Genomic DNA, 17,366 nt, shown 5'->3' on the forward strand with positions numbered 1-17,366 from the left:
GGATAGGGCGGGGCGCGGAGAGTTGAATGATCGCCATGATGAGACGCGCCGGACTCCTGGGGCTGGCGCTGGCCCTGATCGCCGCCCCGGCCTGGGCCGCGGTGACCCTGACCTTCTACGCCCATCCCGGCGCGCGCATCCGCGGCGGCGATCTGCTGTTCCCCCACGCCTATGTCCATGCCTCGGGAACGCTGGACGACACCGGCGACGCGGTCGACTGGGCGGCGGGTTTCACGGCGAAATATCCCGGTCCGCACCTGCTTCTGGCCACGGGCCCCGGCGTCGTCGCCACGCCCGAGGCCCGCTATGTGGGGGAGGGCAAGCCCTATCTGCGGATGACGGTCAGCGACTCGGTCTATCGCGCGGTCCGGGCCCGCGCCGACTGGTGGCACGGGCCGGAGGGATCGCTGTACGATCTGCGGCGCCGCAACTGCATCAGCTTCATCGCCGACCTCGCGCGGGTCGCCGGGCTGCAGACGGCGAAGGAGCCGTCGATGAAGCCGGGGACCTTCCTGGAGGCGACGGCGGCCCTGAACCCCGCCGCGGCATGGCGCGAGACGCCGGTTGTCGTCGCGGCCGACAGTCCCGGCGCGATCGCCGATCCCGCGCCCTAGGCGTCCTCCGCCCACATGGCGTTGGCCCTCAGATAGGCCTCGTGTTCCGGCAGGCCGTCGACCGTCCGCGCCAGCACCTCGGAGATGTTGCGCAGGCCGGCGGCGGCCTTGTCGGCGTCCTGGTACGCATAGAGCGGGCTGGGCCCGCGCGGGGTGATCCCCTGGCCGTACATGACCGCCAGCCACGACCCCTGGCTGAAATACTCGTCGGCCCAGACCTGATACAGCAGGGCCCGGTCGCGAAAGGCCTCGACCCGTTCGGAAAGGCTGTCGGGGATCGGCATGACGGCTACCTGGCGCCAGAACGGAGAATCGTCCCTCCGGCTGGCGTGGTAGTGCAGGATGACGAAATCGCGGATCAGTTCGACCTCGCGGCCGAGGCGGCGGTTGTAGCCGTCGATGTTGACCGGGCTGAAGTCCATGTCCGGGAAATGCTGCAGCAGGCGGTAGATGCCCGCCTGGACCAGGTGGATGCTGGTCGATTCCAGAGGCTCGATGAAGCCGCTGGACAGGCCCAGGCTGACGACGTTGCGGTCCCAGTATTTCCTGCGCCGACCGGTGGCGAAGCGAAGCAGCCGCGGTTCGGCCAGCGGCTCGCCGTCGAGATTGGCCAGCAAGGTCTCGCGCGCCGCGTCGTCGGACAGATGGTCCGAGCAATAGACATAGCCGTTGCCGGTGCGGTGCTGCAGGGCGATGCGCCACTGCCATCCCGCCTCGCGCGCGGTCGACAGGGTGTAGGGCGTGAGGGGTTTCACGCCGGCGCAGGGCACGGCCACGGCGCGGTCGACCGGCAGCCAGTGGGACCAGTCCTCGTAGCCGGCCTTGAGCGCGCCCTCGATCAGCAGGGCGCGGAAACCGGTGCAGTCGATGAACAGGTCGGCCTTCAGGACCCGGCCGTCTTCCAGGGTGACGCCGTCGATGAAGCCGTCCTCGCCGCGCTGGACGACGTCGACGATCTTGCCTTCGATCCGCTCGACGCCGCGGCCCTCGCAGACCTTGCGCAGGTATCTGGCGTAGAGGCCGGCGTCGAAATGATAGGCGCTGAACAGGCTGTTCCTCGGCGAGCGCGGATCGGGATCGCGATCTCCGACCTTGCCGGCGTCGGCGGCGCGCCAGCACACGGAATAGTCGCCCAGGTCGCCGGCCAGGCCGCGGGCCTTGAGCGAGAAATACGTCTGCTGGAAATCGGCCAGGGTCGGCCCGCGGCCGAAGGTGCCGAACGGGTGAACGTAGCGATTTCCGATATGGCCCCAGTCCTTGAAGACGATGGCGACCTTCAGCGTGGCCCTGGTCTCGCGCATGAACTCGGCCTCGTCGAGGCCGATCAGGGCGTTGAAGTCGCGGATGGGCGGCACGGTGGCCTCGCCGACGCCGACGATGCCGATGTCGTCGGATTCGACCAGCGACACCTTCGCGTGCGGCCCCAGGGTGCGCTGCAGGGCGGCCGCCGCCATCCAGCCCGCCGTGCCGCCGCCGACGATCAGAATGGAGCGGATGGGTTCGGACATGATGGGCTCCCCGTCTGCTCCAGATGTGCCCCAGTCACGCCGGCGTTCCAAGAGCGGCCCGCGGGTTCGCGATTTGTTTACCGGGACCAAAGCCATTGTAGCCATTGCCTAAACGGCGACCCCGGTCCAGGGTCGCGGTGGGGCCTGGTCGGGTATTTCAATGCGCAACCGATTTGCAGTGGGACTGGTGTCCCGGGCCCTCTTCCTCGCCGCGGTTCTGACGCCGCTCGCCGCCTGTGGCGGCGGGGGCGGCGGCGGCGGAGGGGGCGGAATCGTTACGCCGCCTCCTCCGCCCCCCCCGCCGCCTCCTCCCCCTCCGCCGCCGCCGCCCCCTCCGCCGCCGCCCGCGCCGGGACCGTCCGCGACTTCGGCGGAATATCTGCGGAACTATGGGGTCGCAAACATCAATGCGATCGCCGCCTGGGACACGGGCGCGACCGGTCTGGGCATAAATGTGGGGGTCATCGACTCGGGGATCGACTTTAATCAGGCCGATCTCGTGGGAAGGATATCGCCTCTGTCGACCGACGTTGTTCCCGGCCGCAACACCCCCACGGGGACGGTCGGAACCAACGGAGCACCTGCCCACGGCACGATGGTGTCCGGCGTGGTCGCCTCCAATTTCAACGGCTTCGGCACCATCGGCGTGGCCTATGAGGCCACCGTCATTTCCATCCGTTCGGACATCAGCGACTGCACCGATCCGGACGATACGGTCTGTTTCCGGTCTTCCGACCTGGCGCGCGCCATCGACTATGCGATCGCCAACAACGTCCGCATCATCAACATGTCGCTGGGCGGCGACACACCGCTCGGGGGCGTGTTCGAGGCGGCGATGCAGCGGGCGGTGAACGCCGGGCTGGTCTTCGCCATCGCGGCCGGCAACGAATCCGGCCCCAGCCCCGAATGGCCGGGCCGCTACGCCACCGATCCGCGGTTCCTCGGCAACATCATCGTCGTCGGCGCGCACGACAGCGCCAACCAGATCGCCGGGTTCTCGAACCGGGCCGGCGTCTCGGCCAACGAATTCATCAGCGCGCCGGGCGTGGACGTCATCACCAACTGCGACGGGACCGTCTGCTACCGGATCAACGGCACCTCCTTCTCCGCGCCCGCCGTCGCGGGGGCCCTGGCCCTGCTGCTGGACGCCTTCCCCAACCTGACGGGCCGTCAGGCGCTCCAGATTCTGCTGACCTCGGCGCGCGACACGGGCGACGCCGGCGTCGATCCGATCTACGGGCGCGGCCTGCTGGATCTGGCGCGCGCCTTCCAGCCGATCGGTTCGACCGCGGTGGCGATGAGGAGCGGCGAGACCGTCTCGGTCACCTCGCAACGCTACGCCTACACGGGCGGGGCCTTCGGCGACGCGATCCGCTCCGCTCCGGGCCTGCAGACCGTGGGCCACGACGACTTCGACCGCCTGTTCCGGGTCAATCTGGCGGCCAGCTACGGCCTCGCCCCGCGCGGCGTCGCCAACATGCTGCCCCAGGCGCCGCGCGAGCAGGCGCGTCTGACCACCGCCGGCCCGATGGGATCGACGCTGTCGCTGACGACCAGCGCCGCCGTCGAGGACAGCGCCTACGACCTCGTCACCTCGACCGGCGTCATCACCCCGTGGCTGGACGAACGCCGGCGCGAGGACGTGATGATGGAGTTCTCGGCCGGCCCCGGACTGGTCGCCGTCTGGCAGGGCCGCAACGGCGCGCGCTCGCCCTTCTCCCTCGGCGCGGCGGACAATTTCGCCTCCCTGGCCCAGGTCGACCGGGCCTGGCTGGGCGCGGTGCGGCTGGGCGCCGTGACGCTGACCGCGGACACCGGCGTCGGCGACCGGGCCATGCCGTTCCAGACCCGCGAGGAGGACGTCTCCCGCTATGCGCGGTTCGTGGCCGACTGGCAGGCCTCGCCGACCAGCCGCCTGCGCTTCGCCGTCGGCGGGCTGGACGAGAAGATGGGGCCGCTGGGCTCCTATGCGCCGCTGGACTCGGGTTTCGCCCTGCCCAGCAACACCACCTTCGGCTCGGTGTCGGGCCAGTTCGCCCTGCGCTCCAACCTGTTCCTGAACGCCGAGATGGGCTGGGCGCGCACCGATCTGGAGGGCCGGTTCCTGAGCCTGTCCGAGACGGCGCTGAGTTCGACCTGGGCGCTCGGCCTGACCACCTTCTGCCACCGGCTCGGCTTCGCCTGCGAAAGCCTTACCTGGTCCATCGCCCAGCCGCTGCGCACCGAAAGCGGGGTCTTCAGCGCCTATCTGGCCGATGCGCCGGCGAGCTATTTCGATACGCCGGCCTTCTCGGAACGGACCTTCTCGGCGACGCCGAGCGGACGCCAGATCGACATGTCGCTGGGCAGCGTGCATCGGCTCGGCGACGGGTCGGCCCTGAATCTGCGGGCGCTGGTCACCCGGGACGATCAGAACGTCCGGTCGTCGCCGACGACCTGGACGCTGATGGGAAGCTGGGGGAAGACGTTCTAGGGCGCGGGTCGGCGGGCCGGGGCGGGTTTGCCGTCGGCCAATCCCGCGTCTATGGCTCCTGAGAGGGGGCGAGCGTGGCGATATTTCCAGTCATCCTGTGCGGCGGAGCGGGCACGCGGCTGTGGCCCGCGTCGCGTCCGGCCCGGCCGAAGCAGTTCATCGACCTGGCCAGCGACCTGTCGCTGTTTCAGGAAACCGCCCGACGGACCGCGCCCCTGACGCAAGGGGGCGGGCGGCTGCTGGTCGTATCGGGCCAGGCCCACCGCGGTTTCGTCGATGATCAGTTGGCGGCGCTCGGGCTGGACGCCACCGTGCTGCTGGAGCCCGAGGGCCGGGAGTCGGCCCCGGCCATGGCCGCCGCGGCCGCCTGGATCGCGCGCGAGGCGCCGGACGGCGTGGCGCTGTTCGTGGCGTCGGATCATCACATTCCCGACGCCGAAGCCTTCCGGCGGGCGGTGCTTGAGGCGCTGCCGACGGCCGAGGCGGGGCGGATCGTCACCTTCGGCATCCGGCCGACCGGGCCGTCGTCGGCCTATGGCTATATCCGGCCGGAGCGGCCCGGCCTCTCGCCCGTGGCCGCCTTCGTCGAGAAGCCGGACCGGACGCTGGCGGAAAGCCATGTTCGCGACGGCTATCTGTGGAACAGCGGCAACTTCATGGTGCGCGCCGCGGACCTGCTCGACGAGCTGGACGCCTTCGCGCCCGAGGTCGCCCGTGTCGCCCGCGTGGCGGTTCCCCGGGACGCGGGCCGTGTCGTCCTGCTGTCGCCGGCCTTCCGGACCGCGCCGAAGATCTCCATCGACTATGCGGTCATGGAGCACAGCCGCCGGATCTCGGTTCTGCCGGTCGATTATCGCTGGTCTGACCTGGGGGCTTGGGACGCGGTCGCGCAGGCCGGCTCGGGCGGCCGCGGCGTCTGGATCGCGGCGGACGGCGACAGCGGCCTGGTGCGCGCGGCGGAAGGCATGGTCGTCGCCACCGTCGGCGCGACCAACCTGGCCATCATCGCCGAGCGCGACGCCGTCCTGGTCTGCAGCCTGGACCGGGCGCAGGAGGTGAAGGCGCTGGTCGAGCGGCTCCGCGAGGTGTCTCCGGCGCATGCGCACGGCCGGTGGGAGGCGGGCGGGACGCTGGCGGAGCGCGCACGCTATTTCGACAGCTGGATGCGGTTGAACGCCCTGCCGGTCTGGGCGGCCCTGGGCGTGGACGAGGACGGCGGCTTCCGGGAGGCGATCGACCTTTCCGGCCAGCCCGTCGGCGACTTCCGCAGGGCGCGGGTGCAGGGGCGCCAGGCCTATGTCTATGCGGTCGCGGGCGCGGCCGGCTGGGCGGGGCCATGGCGGACGCTGGTGACCCGGGGCCTCGAACGGTTCGAGGCGACCAACCGGCGCGCCGACGGTCTGTACCGGACCAGGGTGTCGGCGGACGGCGCGGTGCTGGACGACAGCGCCACCCTCTATGACCAGGCCTTCGCCCTGTTCGCCTTCGCCGCCGCGGCCAGGGCGGGCATCGCTGCCGACATGATGGCCGAGCGGGCCGAGGCCCTGCGCGACGCCCTCGCGGCCCTGCGGGCTCCCGCGGGTGGATGGCGTGAGACGGGCGATCATCCGTATCAGGCCAACGCCCACATGCACTTGCTCGAAGCCTGTCTGGCGTGGGAGGCGATCGAGCCCGAGGGCGGATGGGGGGAGATGGCCGACGAGATCGTCGCCCTGGCCCGGCGCGCCTTCATCGACGCGAAGGCCGGCTTCCTGCGCGAGTTCTTCGACGCCGAATGGCGGCCGGCGCCGGCCGACGACGGCCGGCTGATCGAGCCGGGGCATCAGTTCGAGTGGGCCTGGCTGCTGACGCGCTGGAGCCGGCTGCGCGGCGACACATGGGCTCGGGAGGCGGCGGTTCGACTTTACGACATCGGCGCGCGCGGCGTGGATCAGGGGCGCGGCGTGGCCATGGACGCCCTGAACGACGACCTTTCGGTGCGCTCGGATCAGGCTCGGCTGTGGCCACAGACCGAGCGGCTGAAGGCGGCGCTGATCCTGGCGGAGACGGCCGAAGGCGGTCGCCGGATTCTGCTGCTGGACGACGCGCGCAAGGCGATGGCGGGGCTGCAGCGCTATCTCGAGCCGTCGGGCCTGTGGCGCGACAAGATGCGGGCCGACGGCGGCTTCGTCGACGAGCCCGCACCGGCCAGTTCACTGTACCACATCATGGTCGCGTGGGAGCAGGCGAGGGCGTCGGCGGGGGTTCTGCCCGAATCCGGGCTGTCCATGCCGGCGTGAGTCTGTTCAGCGGTGCGGCAGAGTCAGGGCTGGAGTTCGCCGCCAGTCGCCCGCTTGAGTTCGATCTCGCGGTGAACGGCCTCCAGCGCCGATGCACGAGTTTCAGCCGTCGGATGATTCAGCTGTGGAAACCGGACACGCCAGTTCGCCCGCCCGAAGGCACGCCAGAAAGCCGCAGCGCCCGAAGTATCAAAGCCCGCGCGTGCCATCAGATACAGCCCCGCCCGGTCGGCGGCGCGTTCCGAGCCACCTTCGCTGGTGATGCTTGGGCGGCCGGTCTGACGTCCGTACTCCCCCGCTTCGTGCCACACGCGGTGCCCGAGCACGTGATGGGCAAGCTCGTGACCGAGCACCAGGGCCAGGTCCTCCCTGCTGGCCGCATAGGCTGCCATGGCGCTGGTTATGTACAATCGCCGACCGTCGGCGCGAGCGTTCAGTTCGTCCGATGGATTGACCTGAACGTCGTAGCCACATGCGGTCCGAGGCTCGAGCCTGACTATCCGGCTCTCGCCGTCCCTGCTGACGGAGAGCACCACGGGCCCCTCTGCCAAAGCCCGGTCGATTTGCTGTTGGTGATGATCGAGACCGGTGATGGAGGGCCCGCCGCCAATCACGCCCTGGCCGAGGCTACGGCCGTTTACGGCCATGATCAGATCGCCGACGCCGAGCCCCGCAGCCGCTGCGGGGGAACCATCGGGCACGGCGAGAATGCCCGGCAAGTCGCCGGTCAGGCCGAACGTGGCTTCGGCAAAAGGTCTAAGTTCCCGGCTGTACTGGTTGGCGGAATGCAGCATCCACCCCGCAGACTGGCGCGTCAGTGGGCACAAGGCCGCATTAGCCAGACTCAGTCGCCACGCAGCATCAGCAACCCTCTGGTCAAGCCCCGTCAACGCCATCAGCCGGGCCTGGGGACCATTGTCGCCAGGCCGGGAGTCCAGGGCTTCCCCCACGCGCGCAGGACTGCAGGCCGCCGCAACGGCCGCCATCGCGATCACAAGCATCCGCTTGGAGGACCGACGGTATTGCTCAGCAGAAGAGAGCGCGAAACCCATTTGCCCGTCATGGCCGACGTCTTGCAGACGTTCAAGACACAATGGACATGCGGGGCCCCGGCGTCTATCCGTGGCTGGCGGCGGACCACGTTACCGACACAAGAAGGCGATAAGAGCTGGTCCCATGACGTATGCTACCGGACACGCGCCGAGCGCGAGCTTTTGTGAAGCATGATCTCACGATTTCTGAAGCGTAAAGTCCCGTCAGGTTCCCCCACCAGGCCGGCGGTCCCGGCTGGCGAGACCATATGGGCAATCGGCGACGTCCATGGTCGGCTGGATCTCCTGGATGCTCTCGTGAGCGCGATCCGTGACGAGGCGCGCGCGGCGCGCGGTCGCAAAATGGTAATTTTCCTGGGCGACTATATCGACCGCGGGCCAGACTCCCGCGGCGTGATCCGGTTTCTGACCGAGCTGGACGGGGGGGAGGGGATCGAGTGGCGTTTTCTGATGGGGAACCATGAGAGGACGATGCTGGATTTTCTGCAGGACCCATCCGTCGGCGTCCAGTGGTGCGAGTTTGGCGGAGAAGCGACCCTGGCCTCCTATGGCCTGAAACTGCCTCACCTCAGACACAAGCCCGAGGCTTGGGCACGCGTCAGCGCCGACCTGGATCACATGCTTGCCGAGCCTGAACGCCATTTTCTCGAGAGCCTCGAACTCTCCATCACGGTGGGGGACTACTTCTTCGTTCACGCGGGCGCTCGGCCGGGACAGCCCCTGGACCGCCAAACCTCCCGGGACCTCATGTGGATCAGGAATTCATTTCTCGACAGCGAAACGGCCTTCGAGCGCGTCGTCGTTCACGGGCATACGCCAACGCGGTTCGTTCACTCGGACCACAGAAGAATAGGACTCGACACCAAGGCCTACGCTTCTGGCGTCCTGTCCGCAGTTCGTTTCTCCGGCGAAAGTCGTTGGCTGATCCAGGCCACGAAAGACCCGGAAGGAGACTCGGTCTCGGTAAACGGTTCGTGCCTCAGCGCCGTCTGACGCCGGCTGCAGACAAGACCGGCGGAGTCAGACCCGCCCCCGCTCGGTCCGGCGTGCAGCTCCGTCCCCGTCCGTTCGCCCGGCCAGCTCAAGAATCGCGCAACACACGGCGAAGATGGTGGCGATTGTCACGGTCCGCAGGGGATAATCGACCACGGAGTGAGCCAGCACCGCGACTATGGCGATGGTCGAAGCGCGCTGCAGGTCCCGATCGGTTCCGACTTCGCCCCGCCACGCACTGAAGGCCCGTCGTGCAAACCATGCAAGAAAACCGACCATCAACGCGAGTCCGAACCAGCCGGTTTCGAGCCATGTCTCCAAATAGTCGTTGTGCGCCTGGTTAAAGAAGGTCGGATCAAGTTGGGCGAGCGGCTCAACCGAGCGGAACACCGCGTCAAACGATCCGATGCCCGAGCCAAACGGCAGATGCGCCTCCGCAGCGGCGGTGACGATTGGCCAGTTCTCCAGCCGCCCTTCCGTTGCGCTCAAACGGTCAAAGCGGTCCAGGATCGGTCCCAGGGCGAGAACGCCAACGGCCGTGATTGCCGCGGCGGAAACGCCCGCTGCGCCCCATAGAAACGCGTGAGGCCGTCCACGGCCTGCGGCGGTCCATGCGGCGAGCAGGCTGGCGATGAGTACCGGGGCCAGCAACAGAATCCCCGTCCGCGACCGGATGACCCCGAGCGCAACAACGATCAGGCCCATCAGCAACAAGGATAGCCAGAGAGCCCAGGGGTTGGAGCCGCGGCCGCGCCGCATGACCCGCGCTCCGAGAACCGCCGCGAAGGGCAGTGCGATGAGACAGAGGGTGGCCAGATGATTGCGGTTCGCGAAGAAGCCCACGACGGCTCCCGCGTCGGTCGTGCGCCAGGGATAGAGTTGCTCCCCCCCGCTGGCGAGTTGCGCCGTACCGAGCATGATCGCCGCCGTCGTAGCCGCCAGTATCGCATAGACGAGCCGACGTCGGGACTCCGCCGTCACGACAAGGACGCCGAGGAACATGCTGACGGGCGGAAGGAGCGCCAGGAAGGACCGCCAAGTCTTGTCCGGGGTCAGAGACCAAGGAGACCATCCAGCAGGGAGGCCCGCGAGATCGAGCGCCAGGACCAATTGCTCGCGGTTCGGGAGCGAGGTCCACAGGCCCGGTGGCAAGGGCAGGATCTGGATCAGGGGAAGGGCCGCCAGACCACCCAGAAGAGCCAGGCTGAATCGATGGATGCGCCATCCATCCGATTGGGACATTTGGCCAAAAGCAAAAACGAGAAGCGGTAAGGAGGCCAGTTCAACAAGCGCCAGACGGAGCTCGTGAGCCCGGCTGGCTCCGCCAAACAGCACAGCAAAAACCAGCAAAACCATCGCCGCGATAGCGGCGAGACTTTGCTGGTCCTTTAACCTCAATCTGTAGCGCACGAAAAGTTACAGGCTTTTCTATGCGTCCAGAACAGTCTTAGTCGCTTTCGCTGTCGTCGTCGGTCGCGACCACGATCGTGGCGATCAGAACGGCAGTGCCGATCAGCAGAACCGGCAGCGGAATGCCGGCAAATTCACTTGCTTCTCCGGCCGAGGCGCCGACGCGATCGCCAACGCGAGCGCCAACATCGCTGGAACCAGCCGCGGCGGCCTGGCCGGCAACGAGCAACAGACCCGCCGTAACGGCAGCAATAGTCTTACGCATCTCAATCCCCTTCTGTGGTGAATTTGGCCCTGGAGCCAATCATTCGGCTGTATTCTATATGTTCAATCAATCGGAGCGGCAAGGCGGAAAAGTGCCCGTCCGCCACTAAAAGGTTGGTTCGGGCGGTTCTGTTCCCGGTCAGGCGGGATCAGGGCCGGCGACCGGCGCTGATCCGCAAACGATCAAACCACACAACGCTTTGTGTCCGGCGGTCACCCGGAACGGCCTCAAGGCGCAGCCATTGGGCTGAGCAATTCTCGCCCGGCACGGCGATAGGGATACTGAAGGCTCGCCAGGTTCCACCGACGGCCCGCGAGGCATCCACGCCGGCTTCTCCGATTACCACGCTGGATTCTGCACACAGCACTCGCCATTGCATGCGAACGTCCTGGGTCGCCGTCTCCACGCGAAGTTGTCCGGTCAGGACGTGCGGGCCGGCGTCCAGAACCAGGAGTTGCTCGGCGAAGACATCGTTGCGGCGCCCGTCATACTCCACGCGGAGAGCATTATCGTCCTGTCGCACGTCGTCCTCGGTAATCTGGACCGAAATCCCCGCCGCGGTTCCCAGGCGCCATCCGAATGGCAGAAAATCGGGAATTGCTTCCTGGCTAAAGTCGCCGTTCTGCAATGCCTGTCCCACCGCAGGACGGTTGAGTTGACCCCGCAGGAAACGAATGCCCGGATAACGGCCTTCCGAGGCCCACATTCGATAAAGATGGCCCAGCTCGGAATCGGTAAAGGGCCGGGCGGAGGGCTGAAGGGCGATCGCCAGCGACGCGAGGACCGGATCGCCGTCCTCTCGCGCATGAAGGGAGTTCAGGTACGCGGGACGCCAGGACGGGCCGGCCGCCAGAAGGCGGGTAAGGTGCGGCGTCGACCGGGGATCCGACAGGGCGGCCGTCGTGAACAGGTTAAACACCTGCGGTTGCAGGTCTTCCCTGCGCCTGACCAAGGTATCGGCGTGCGCGAAGGACGAACCATAGTCCCCCCGGCGCAGGCGGTTTTCCATCAACCAGGCGTGTGCGGGATCGTCGCGCAAGCTCCAGTTTCCCGCCAAGGTGAGGATATCATCGGCGCGCTGTTCACCAGCGTCTTGAGCTTCGACCAAACCCCTGACCCGCAAGGCGCGGGCGTTGAAGGGCGCTCGCGACAGGGATTCGTCCGCCAGCGCCTTGGCGTTTTCAAAGCGCTTCTGGGCGAACTCGCTCTCGGCCGCCTTGCGAAGAACTTCGGGGGAGGCGGGCGAAAGCCTCACCGCCAGAGCTGGCGCCGCACGGTCTGCAACCGGAACCTTGACGATCTCCCAGCCCAGCCACACGGCGGCAACCACGCAGCCATACCAAAGCAGCCTCTCGCCCGGGAACCTCCCCGGCCCCCGGCGGTTGGCGACCTCCTTAATCACCGCTTTTTGGCCTTACGGCTCTTGTCCTTCCCTTCGGAGCCAGGGCCGTAATTATAGTCGTAGGCGTACTCATAGCCGCCGTACTGGACCGTTTTGGTATTGAACTTGGTCAGAACGGCCCCGAGAATCCGACCGCCCCCGATCGACAGCCGGCGAAGGGCGCCGCGAGCCTGGGCCCGTCGGGTGCCTTTGGATTCCAGAACGAACAGCGTTCCTCTGACGGCCGAAGAGAGCAGCGGCGCATCTGCGAAACCCAGGACGGGCGGACCATCGATTACGATGTGGTCGTAGACGCCTTCGGCCTCCGCGAGCACCAGCTTCAAGCGATCCCCGCCCCACAGTTCCGCGGGGTTTGGCGGGAGCGGGCCGCAGGGGATGAAGTCCAGGTTCGGCTGGGAAGTGGGCTTGGCGAGCGTCTGCAGGTCGGCAGAGCCCGACAGCAGATTGCTCATCCCCACGTCGTTCTCGACGCCCATCACGCGGTGCATAGACGGGTTCCGGAGATCCCCGTCGGCAAGCAGCACGCGCCGGCCGAGACGAGCCAGATTGACCGCCATGGCGTAGGCGGTGGTGGACTTGCCTTCAGCGGGTTTGGAACTGGTGACCAGTATTGTCGAAGGCGCGCCGTTCGGCGTTGAGAACTGCAATGCAGTTCTCAACGAATAATAGGCCTCGGAGAAATTGGACCTTACGTCGTTCAGGGCCGTGGCCGGAGTCTCGCCTCGGTCCAGCAGCGGGATGACGCCGAGGGTGGGGAGGCCCAACTTGGATTCCACGTCGTCGGGCGACGCCAACGTCTCGTCCAGTGCTTCCAGAATGAAGGCGGCGGCGACGCCAAGCCCCATGCCGAACAGGGCCGCGAGGAGGAGGTTGAGCAACAGACGGGGCTCGGAAGGACTTCCCGGAATTTCTGCCTGATCGATGATCGAAATGTTGTTGGAAGCGATGCCGCCGGTCACGCCGACTTCCTTGTATCGCTGCAGAAGCCCGTCATAGAGCGTCCGGCTGGTGTCCAGTTCGCGCTGAAGGATGTTGTACTGAACGCTTCGGTCCCGCAGGTCGAGAACCTGGCCTTTCAGCCCCTCCACCTGGTTCTGCAGGCCGCGCTCCTCGCCGACAGCCACGACATACTGACCGCGGATGGAGTTCCGGATCGACCCGGCAATCGTATTGATCTGGCTATCCAGCTCTTCGCGCCGCGCGTTGAGCTGGACCATTTCCGGCCAGGCAGGCTGATAGACTTGCAGCTTTTGCTGATACTCGGCGTCCACTTTCGCCCGCTCTTCCGCCAGACGCTGGATGGCCGGATTCTGAAGCACCTCGGGGAGGCTCATCAAGGGCGCGCCGGATGCCTGCCGCCATTTTGCTTCGGCCGCAAGGCGCGCTGCCCGGGCAACGCCGAGGGCGTTGTTGAGGCTGGAAAGGTTCGCCGAGGCCAGGGACTGGGATTCGGCGCCGGTGGCGCTATCCGCTTCGCGGACGTTGATGATTTGCTGGGCGGCGGCGTAGGCGACCAATTGCCGTTCAGCGGCTTCGAGTTTCGTCTTTGTCTGGGCGATCAGGTCTTCCAGGAAAGTGCGGGCGTAGGCCGAGGATTCGTACCGGCGATCGAGATTGGCCTGGATGAAATTCTCGCCATATGCGTTCGCTACACGAGCGGCCAGACGGGGGTCGGCGCTTTCGAACGAGACGACGACCAGCCGCGACCCCCTCACAGGCGCCACGTCGAGATTGCCGAGCAGGGTCTGGACCACTACCTCACGGCGAAGGGCCGCCCGGGCGGCCGCCGTGCCCTCTTCGGCCGGCGGCTCGACCTTCATCTGCTCCAGAAAGGCGTCCGAGTTCGCCAGGCCCAGAGAATCGACCACACGCTCGGCGAGCGAACGACTGCGCAACAAGCCGTATTGTGTCTGAAAGAACTCTTCGCCCTGGACCATGGATTCCCGGGGCTGCACTTCGTCGACATTCAGGACCCGCGCCGATTCCCGATCGATCTGCAGTGTCGCCGACGCCCGGTAGATTGGCGTCATGAGGAGTGTCGCCACCGCGCCCAGAACCAGGGCCGCGATCAGGGAGCCGAGGATCAGGAAGCGGTGCTTGACCGCGAGTCGCCAATACTCCGCGATATCGAATGTCGCCTCGTTTCCGCCGAACATCGGGGCGCGGTGTGTATCGACCGGGCCAAACGGCCCGGGGGCAGCGGCACCCCTGAAAATTCCGCCCTGTTTCGCAGCGTCGCCTTCGCCGAACATTCTTGATTACCTAGTTTTGACTTGGATACGATGCCCTACACGCCTCTAGCGTATGGACGTAGTGAGCGCGAGTTTTCCCGCCGGCCCGATGAACACGCGTCACGTTGGCAGCCTCGCCGCCATTCCGCTGACCCTACAGATAGCTGAAGACAGCCAGCCCCGGAAGCGCTGCGAGAATCTCTCGCAGGGTGACGCTGAGACGGGAGGTATCGACAATGACGATATCGTCGCCCTGAAGATAGGGATCTGTCATCTGACCACCCCGGATCTGGCCAAGATCAAACAAGGCGACCATTCGCCGTCCCTCTACAGTCCGGAAAACCGCGACGCTGGAAAGATTTGCGACGCGGGTAGGTCCCTCCGCCATTGCGACGGCCTGCAGCAGGGTTGTGCGGCCCCGCATCTGATAGACGCCGGGCTTGGTCACCGCTCCGTCGATCGTCACCTTCTGGTTGGCCGCTTCTATGACCGTGACGCTCACTTGGGGATTCCGCAGATAGCGTTCCCGGAGGAGTCGCTCCATCTCGCGGGACAGGTCCTCAGGCGTGAGTCCGGCAGCCTTTATCGTTCCGATCATCGGCATCTGCAGGTTGCCGGAGGCGTCTACAAAGATTTCCTCGAAGCTGAGGTCCTCAATCTGGAACACCGCGACATTCAGTTTGTCCGACGGTCCGATACGGTATTCCGGGTCCGAGGCCGTTGCGGCGCTGACCTGCAGCGCGTCGGCGTTCACCGTCGTCGCCACCTCGGGCGAAGCCTGGCGGGGCGCGCCAGCGCAACCGACAACCAGCACCGCCAAAAGAGCCATGAAGGGAAGACGCATCAAGATAATCCAGCTTGAGACTGAGGGGTTACAATATGATAGCCACCGGTCTCACCGACGACCCCAGCGGTCTACGACACGGACGCTCTGAAGGCAAAGGCTGGTTCAGCGTTATGGCGGGTGATGCGTCCGCGGCGGCTTCGGGCTGTCCAGTCACGCTCGATTGCGCTGGCGACCGATCTGATGACCCGTCAGGCCTCGAGGGGTGGCGGTCAGAACATTCAACATGTAGTGACCGCTGGTTCCGAAAGCCGGTCACAGCCAAACCGGGGTTTCAGAAGAGAGGCCGCGATGTTTCGAGTTTTGAAGTTCACCACCCATCTTCTTGTGGTGATGGGCGCCTTTCTGCTTGCGTATCAAATGCGGCGCGCGCTTGATCTTGACTGGTGGCTGACGAACGACGACGCACAGCGTGTCATCGGCTGGGCGGCTCTCTACGCCCTCATCGCGGGCGCTATTGAGCTGGTTTCCCAAACCGAGCGCGGAGCCTGGCGTTTTGCCTCGGCGCGGGAGGTAGTCGTTCTGCTACGGAACACCATCGTCACGGCGCTGGTGTTTGTTCTTCTGATTTTCATCCTCGATCGAGGGGTGGATCTGCCTCGATCCGTGCTGCCGTTGGCCTGGGGATTGAGCTTCGCATTTCTCGTCGGACTGCGCTTGTCCTGGCGGCTCGTGTACGACCGAAACCTGGCCGCAAACATCCTGCCGTCCTGGTGGCGGGGCAAGGCTCCGCATGGCAAGGCCCTTGTGATCGTAGGACCGCTCGCCGCAGCCGAAAGACATGTTCGACATTTGAGATCTGACGCGGACCGGGGCTACTGGCCCGAGATCGTTCTGACGCCGAACCTCCAGGAGCAGGGTCTGAAGCTGCACGACGTACCCTGTGTCGCGGGGTACGCGAATCTCGAAAAGGTCCTGGCTATGCGCGGGAAGGAATCCCAGCGCCCGCCCTCTATTCTCTTTCTCGCGGAACCGGTCGCAGAGATGGGGTTCACCGCTGAACGGATCGGCCGTCTCCGGGCCGCCGGGCACGCGTTGCTGCGTCCGCAATCGCTGATCGGCCTGAATGAGGTGGACGGCGGCGGATCAAACAGGTTGCGGGAAATTTCCCTCGAGGAATTTCTCCCGCGCGAGCCCGTTCGTCTGGACCCAGGGCCCATCACCGCACTCATCGAGAACCGCCGCGTGATGGTGACCGGGGCGGGCGGAAGCATTGGTTCGGAACTGGCGCGTCAGCTGACGGCGTTACGCTGCGCTCATCTCAGTCTGGTTGATCATTCGGAGTTTCTGCTTTTCGAGATCAATCGCGAGTTGGCCGAGCGTTATCCTTCCGGCTCGCGGCGCGCCCTTCTTGCAAACGTGCGGGACGAGGATCGAGTTACCGAAATCATGCACCAGGAACGGCCGGACATTGTGTTTCACGCCGCCGCCCTCAAACATGTCGCCCTTGTTGAGGGCAATCCCGCCGAGGGCGTACTGACCAATGTGCTGGGCACCTCGAACGTGATGACGACGGCGATCAAGGCCGGGGCTGCCCAGTTTGTGCTGATCTCGACCGACAAGGCCGTGGCCCCCAGCAACACGATGGGCGCGACCAAACGTATTGCGGAAACACTTCTTGACCTAACCGCATCGGGGAAGACCCGATTGTCGGCTGTCCGCTTCGGCAACGTCCTCGGATCAGCCGGGTCGGTCGTGCCGATCTTCCGTGACCAGATCGCGCGCGGCGGTCCGGTCACCGTGACCCATCCCGATGTCGACCGCTACTTTATGACCATTCCGGAAGCCGTCCAACTGGTGCTGCACAGCAGTGCGATCAAGGCCAGTCAATCCGGGCGTGAGCCAAGCAAATTCCTGCTCGAGATGGGACAGCCCGTGAAGATTGCGGACCTCGCGCGGCAGATGATTGAACTGAGCGGCAAGGTGCCCGACATCGACATCGAGATCGAGTTCACCGGTCTCAAGCCGGGCGAAAAGTTGTCGGAGATCCTTTTTGATGAAGGAGAAAGCGTAACGGAGTGCGTTCCAGGCATCATGGAGATTCGCACTGCCAGCGCCCCCGATCTGACCGAAGCCGACGTCAGGGATCTGATAGCGGTGGCCAAGCGTCGCGACGAGCCTCGCACTCGCGAAGCGATCGCCGGCGCCATTGAGGCCATCCGCGGTGTCGATGTCAGGCGGCCCAGAAAACCTCGCCCGATGAGCATTGTTCCCGATACCCGGGCAAGCCGGTCCTGACCGGCTCCGCCCACGGAACAGCGCTCGCCTCTCCGCCCTTGGCTTGAAGGGGGACCG

The 17,366-nt window shown here is 66.2% G+C and carries 12 protein-coding genes; 5 read left to right on the top strand and 7 right to left on the bottom strand.

Annotated features, from left to right (window positions below):
- The first annotated feature begins 26 nt into the window (after positions 1–26).
- Entirely contained in the window at positions 27–614 is a 588-nt protein-coding gene (locus ASD59_RS02375) for a hypothetical protein (RefSeq protein WP_055827741.1), read from the top strand.
- On the opposite strand, the gene ASD59_RS02380 is transcribed toward ASD59_RS02375, so the two are convergent.
- On the bottom strand, positions 611–2,122 hold the full coding sequence (locus tag ASD59_RS02380; protein ID WP_055827746.1) for a tryptophan halogenase family protein: 1,512 nt from the start codon (positions 2,120–2,122) through the stop codon (positions 611–613). The genes ASD59_RS02375 and ASD59_RS02380 overlap by 4 nt on opposite strands.
- A 454-nt stretch (positions 2,123–2,576) precedes the next feature.
- Here ASD59_RS02380 and ASD59_RS02385 point away from each other — a divergent pair, with 454 nt between their 5' ends.
- Both ASD59_RS02385 and ASD59_RS02390 read left to right on the top strand, forming a co-directional pair.
- Positions 2,577–4,595, top strand: coding sequence for a S8 family peptidase (locus tag ASD59_RS02385; protein ID WP_235561697.1), 2,019 nt, complete (start codon positions 2,577–2,579; stop codon positions 4,593–4,595).
- A 74-nt stretch (positions 4,596–4,669) separates the two neighbouring features.
- Entirely contained in the window at positions 4,670–6,874 is a 2,205-nt protein-coding gene (locus ASD59_RS02390; protein ID WP_055827749.1) for an AGE family epimerase/isomerase, read from the top strand.
- A 23-nt stretch (positions 6,875–6,897) separates the two neighbouring features.
- Here the strand turns inward: ASD59_RS02390 and ASD59_RS02395 are convergent, their stop codons facing one another.
- Positions 6,898–7,926, bottom strand: coding sequence for a M48 family metalloprotease (locus ASD59_RS02395; protein ID WP_055827753.1), 1,029 nt, complete (start codon positions 7,924–7,926; stop codon positions 6,898–6,900).
- Positions 7,927–8,097: 171 nt separating this feature from the next.
- On the opposite strand from ASD59_RS02395, the gene ASD59_RS02400 reads away from it, so the two are divergent.
- Positions 8,098–8,919 (top strand): metallophosphoesterase family protein, encoded by an 822-nt coding sequence (locus ASD59_RS02400; protein WP_082560016.1) that lies wholly within the window; start codon positions 8,098–8,100, stop codon positions 8,917–8,919.
- Positions 8,920–8,946: 27 nt separating this feature from the next.
- Here ASD59_RS02400 and ASD59_RS02405 read toward each other — a convergent pair whose 3' ends face one another.
- The 5 genes from ASD59_RS02405 to ASD59_RS02425 form a co-directional block, all read right to left on the bottom strand.
- Positions 8,947–10,329 carry an O-antigen ligase family protein gene (locus tag ASD59_RS02405; RefSeq protein WP_156376896.1) on the bottom strand — a complete coding sequence of 461 codons (1,383 nt, stop codon included), beginning with the start codon at positions 10,327–10,329 and terminating at the stop codon, positions 8,947–8,949.
- A gap of 37 nt (positions 10,330–10,366) precedes the next feature.
- A complete protein-coding gene (locus ASD59_RS02410; protein ID WP_156376897.1) occupies positions 10,367–10,594 on the bottom strand; it encodes a hypothetical protein in 228 nt (75 codons plus the stop codon).
- 148 nt (positions 10,595–10,742) lie between these two features.
- On the bottom strand, positions 10,743–11,924 hold the full coding sequence (locus tag ASD59_RS02415) for a hypothetical protein (protein ID WP_156376898.1): 1,182 nt from the start codon (positions 11,922–11,924) through the stop codon (positions 10,743–10,745).
- Positions 11,925–11,992: 68 nt separating this feature from the next.
- Complete coding sequence (locus ASD59_RS02420) at positions 11,993–14,248, bottom strand: GumC family protein (RefSeq protein ID WP_082560017.1); 2,256 nt, start codon at positions 14,246–14,248, stop codon at positions 11,993–11,995.
- A 133-nt stretch (positions 14,249–14,381) separates the two neighbouring features.
- Positions 14,382–15,071 carry a polysaccharide biosynthesis/export family protein gene (locus ASD59_RS02425; protein WP_055827770.1) on the bottom strand — a complete coding sequence of 230 codons (690 nt, stop codon included), beginning with the start codon at positions 15,069–15,071 and terminating at the stop codon, positions 14,382–14,384.
- 291 nt (positions 15,072–15,362) lie between these two features.
- On the opposite strand from ASD59_RS02425, the gene ASD59_RS02430 reads away from it, so the two are divergent.
- Positions 15,363–17,309 (top strand): polysaccharide biosynthesis protein, encoded by a 1,947-nt coding sequence (locus ASD59_RS02430; protein ID WP_055827772.1) that lies wholly within the window; start codon positions 15,363–15,365, stop codon positions 17,307–17,309.
- Positions 17,310–17,366 lie beyond the last annotated feature (57 nt).

Origin of the sequence: Brevundimonas sp. Root608 (assembly GCF_001427825.1) — a bacterium.
Taxonomy (GTDB): Bacteria; Pseudomonadota; Alphaproteobacteria; order Caulobacterales; family Caulobacteraceae; genus Brevundimonas.

Bases quoted from the DNA above. Each gene is read 5' to 3' on its own strand.
- ASD59_RS02420 (WP_082560017.1), bottom strand. From the start codon at position 14,248: ATGTTCGGCGAAGGCGACGCTGCGAAACAGGGCGGAATTTTCAGGGGT.
- ASD59_RS02410 (WP_156376897.1), bottom strand. From the start codon at position 10,594: ATGCGTAAGACTATTGCTGCCGTTACGGCGGGTCTGTTGCTCGTTGCC.
- ASD59_RS02380 (WP_055827746.1), bottom strand. From the start codon at position 2,122: ATGTCCGAACCCATCCGCTCCATTCTGATCGTCGGCGGCGGCACGGCG.
- ASD59_RS02400 (WP_082560016.1), top strand. From the start codon at position 8,098: ATGATCTCACGATTTCTGAAGCGTAAAGTCCCGTCAGGTTCCCCCACC.
- ASD59_RS02430 (WP_055827772.1), top strand. From the start codon at position 15,363: ATGTTTCGAGTTTTGAAGTTCACCACCCATCTTCTTGTGGTGATGGGC.
- ASD59_RS02375 (WP_055827741.1), top strand. From the start codon at position 27: ATGATCGCCATGATGAGACGCGCCGGACTCCTGGGGCTGGCGCTGGCC.
- ASD59_RS02425 (WP_055827770.1), bottom strand. From the start codon at position 15,071: ATGCGTCTTCCCTTCATGGCTCTTTTGGCGGTGCTGGTTGTCGGTTGC.
- ASD59_RS02395 (WP_055827753.1), bottom strand. From the start codon at position 7,926: ATGGGTTTCGCGCTCTCTTCTGCTGAGCAATACCGTCGGTCCTCCAAG.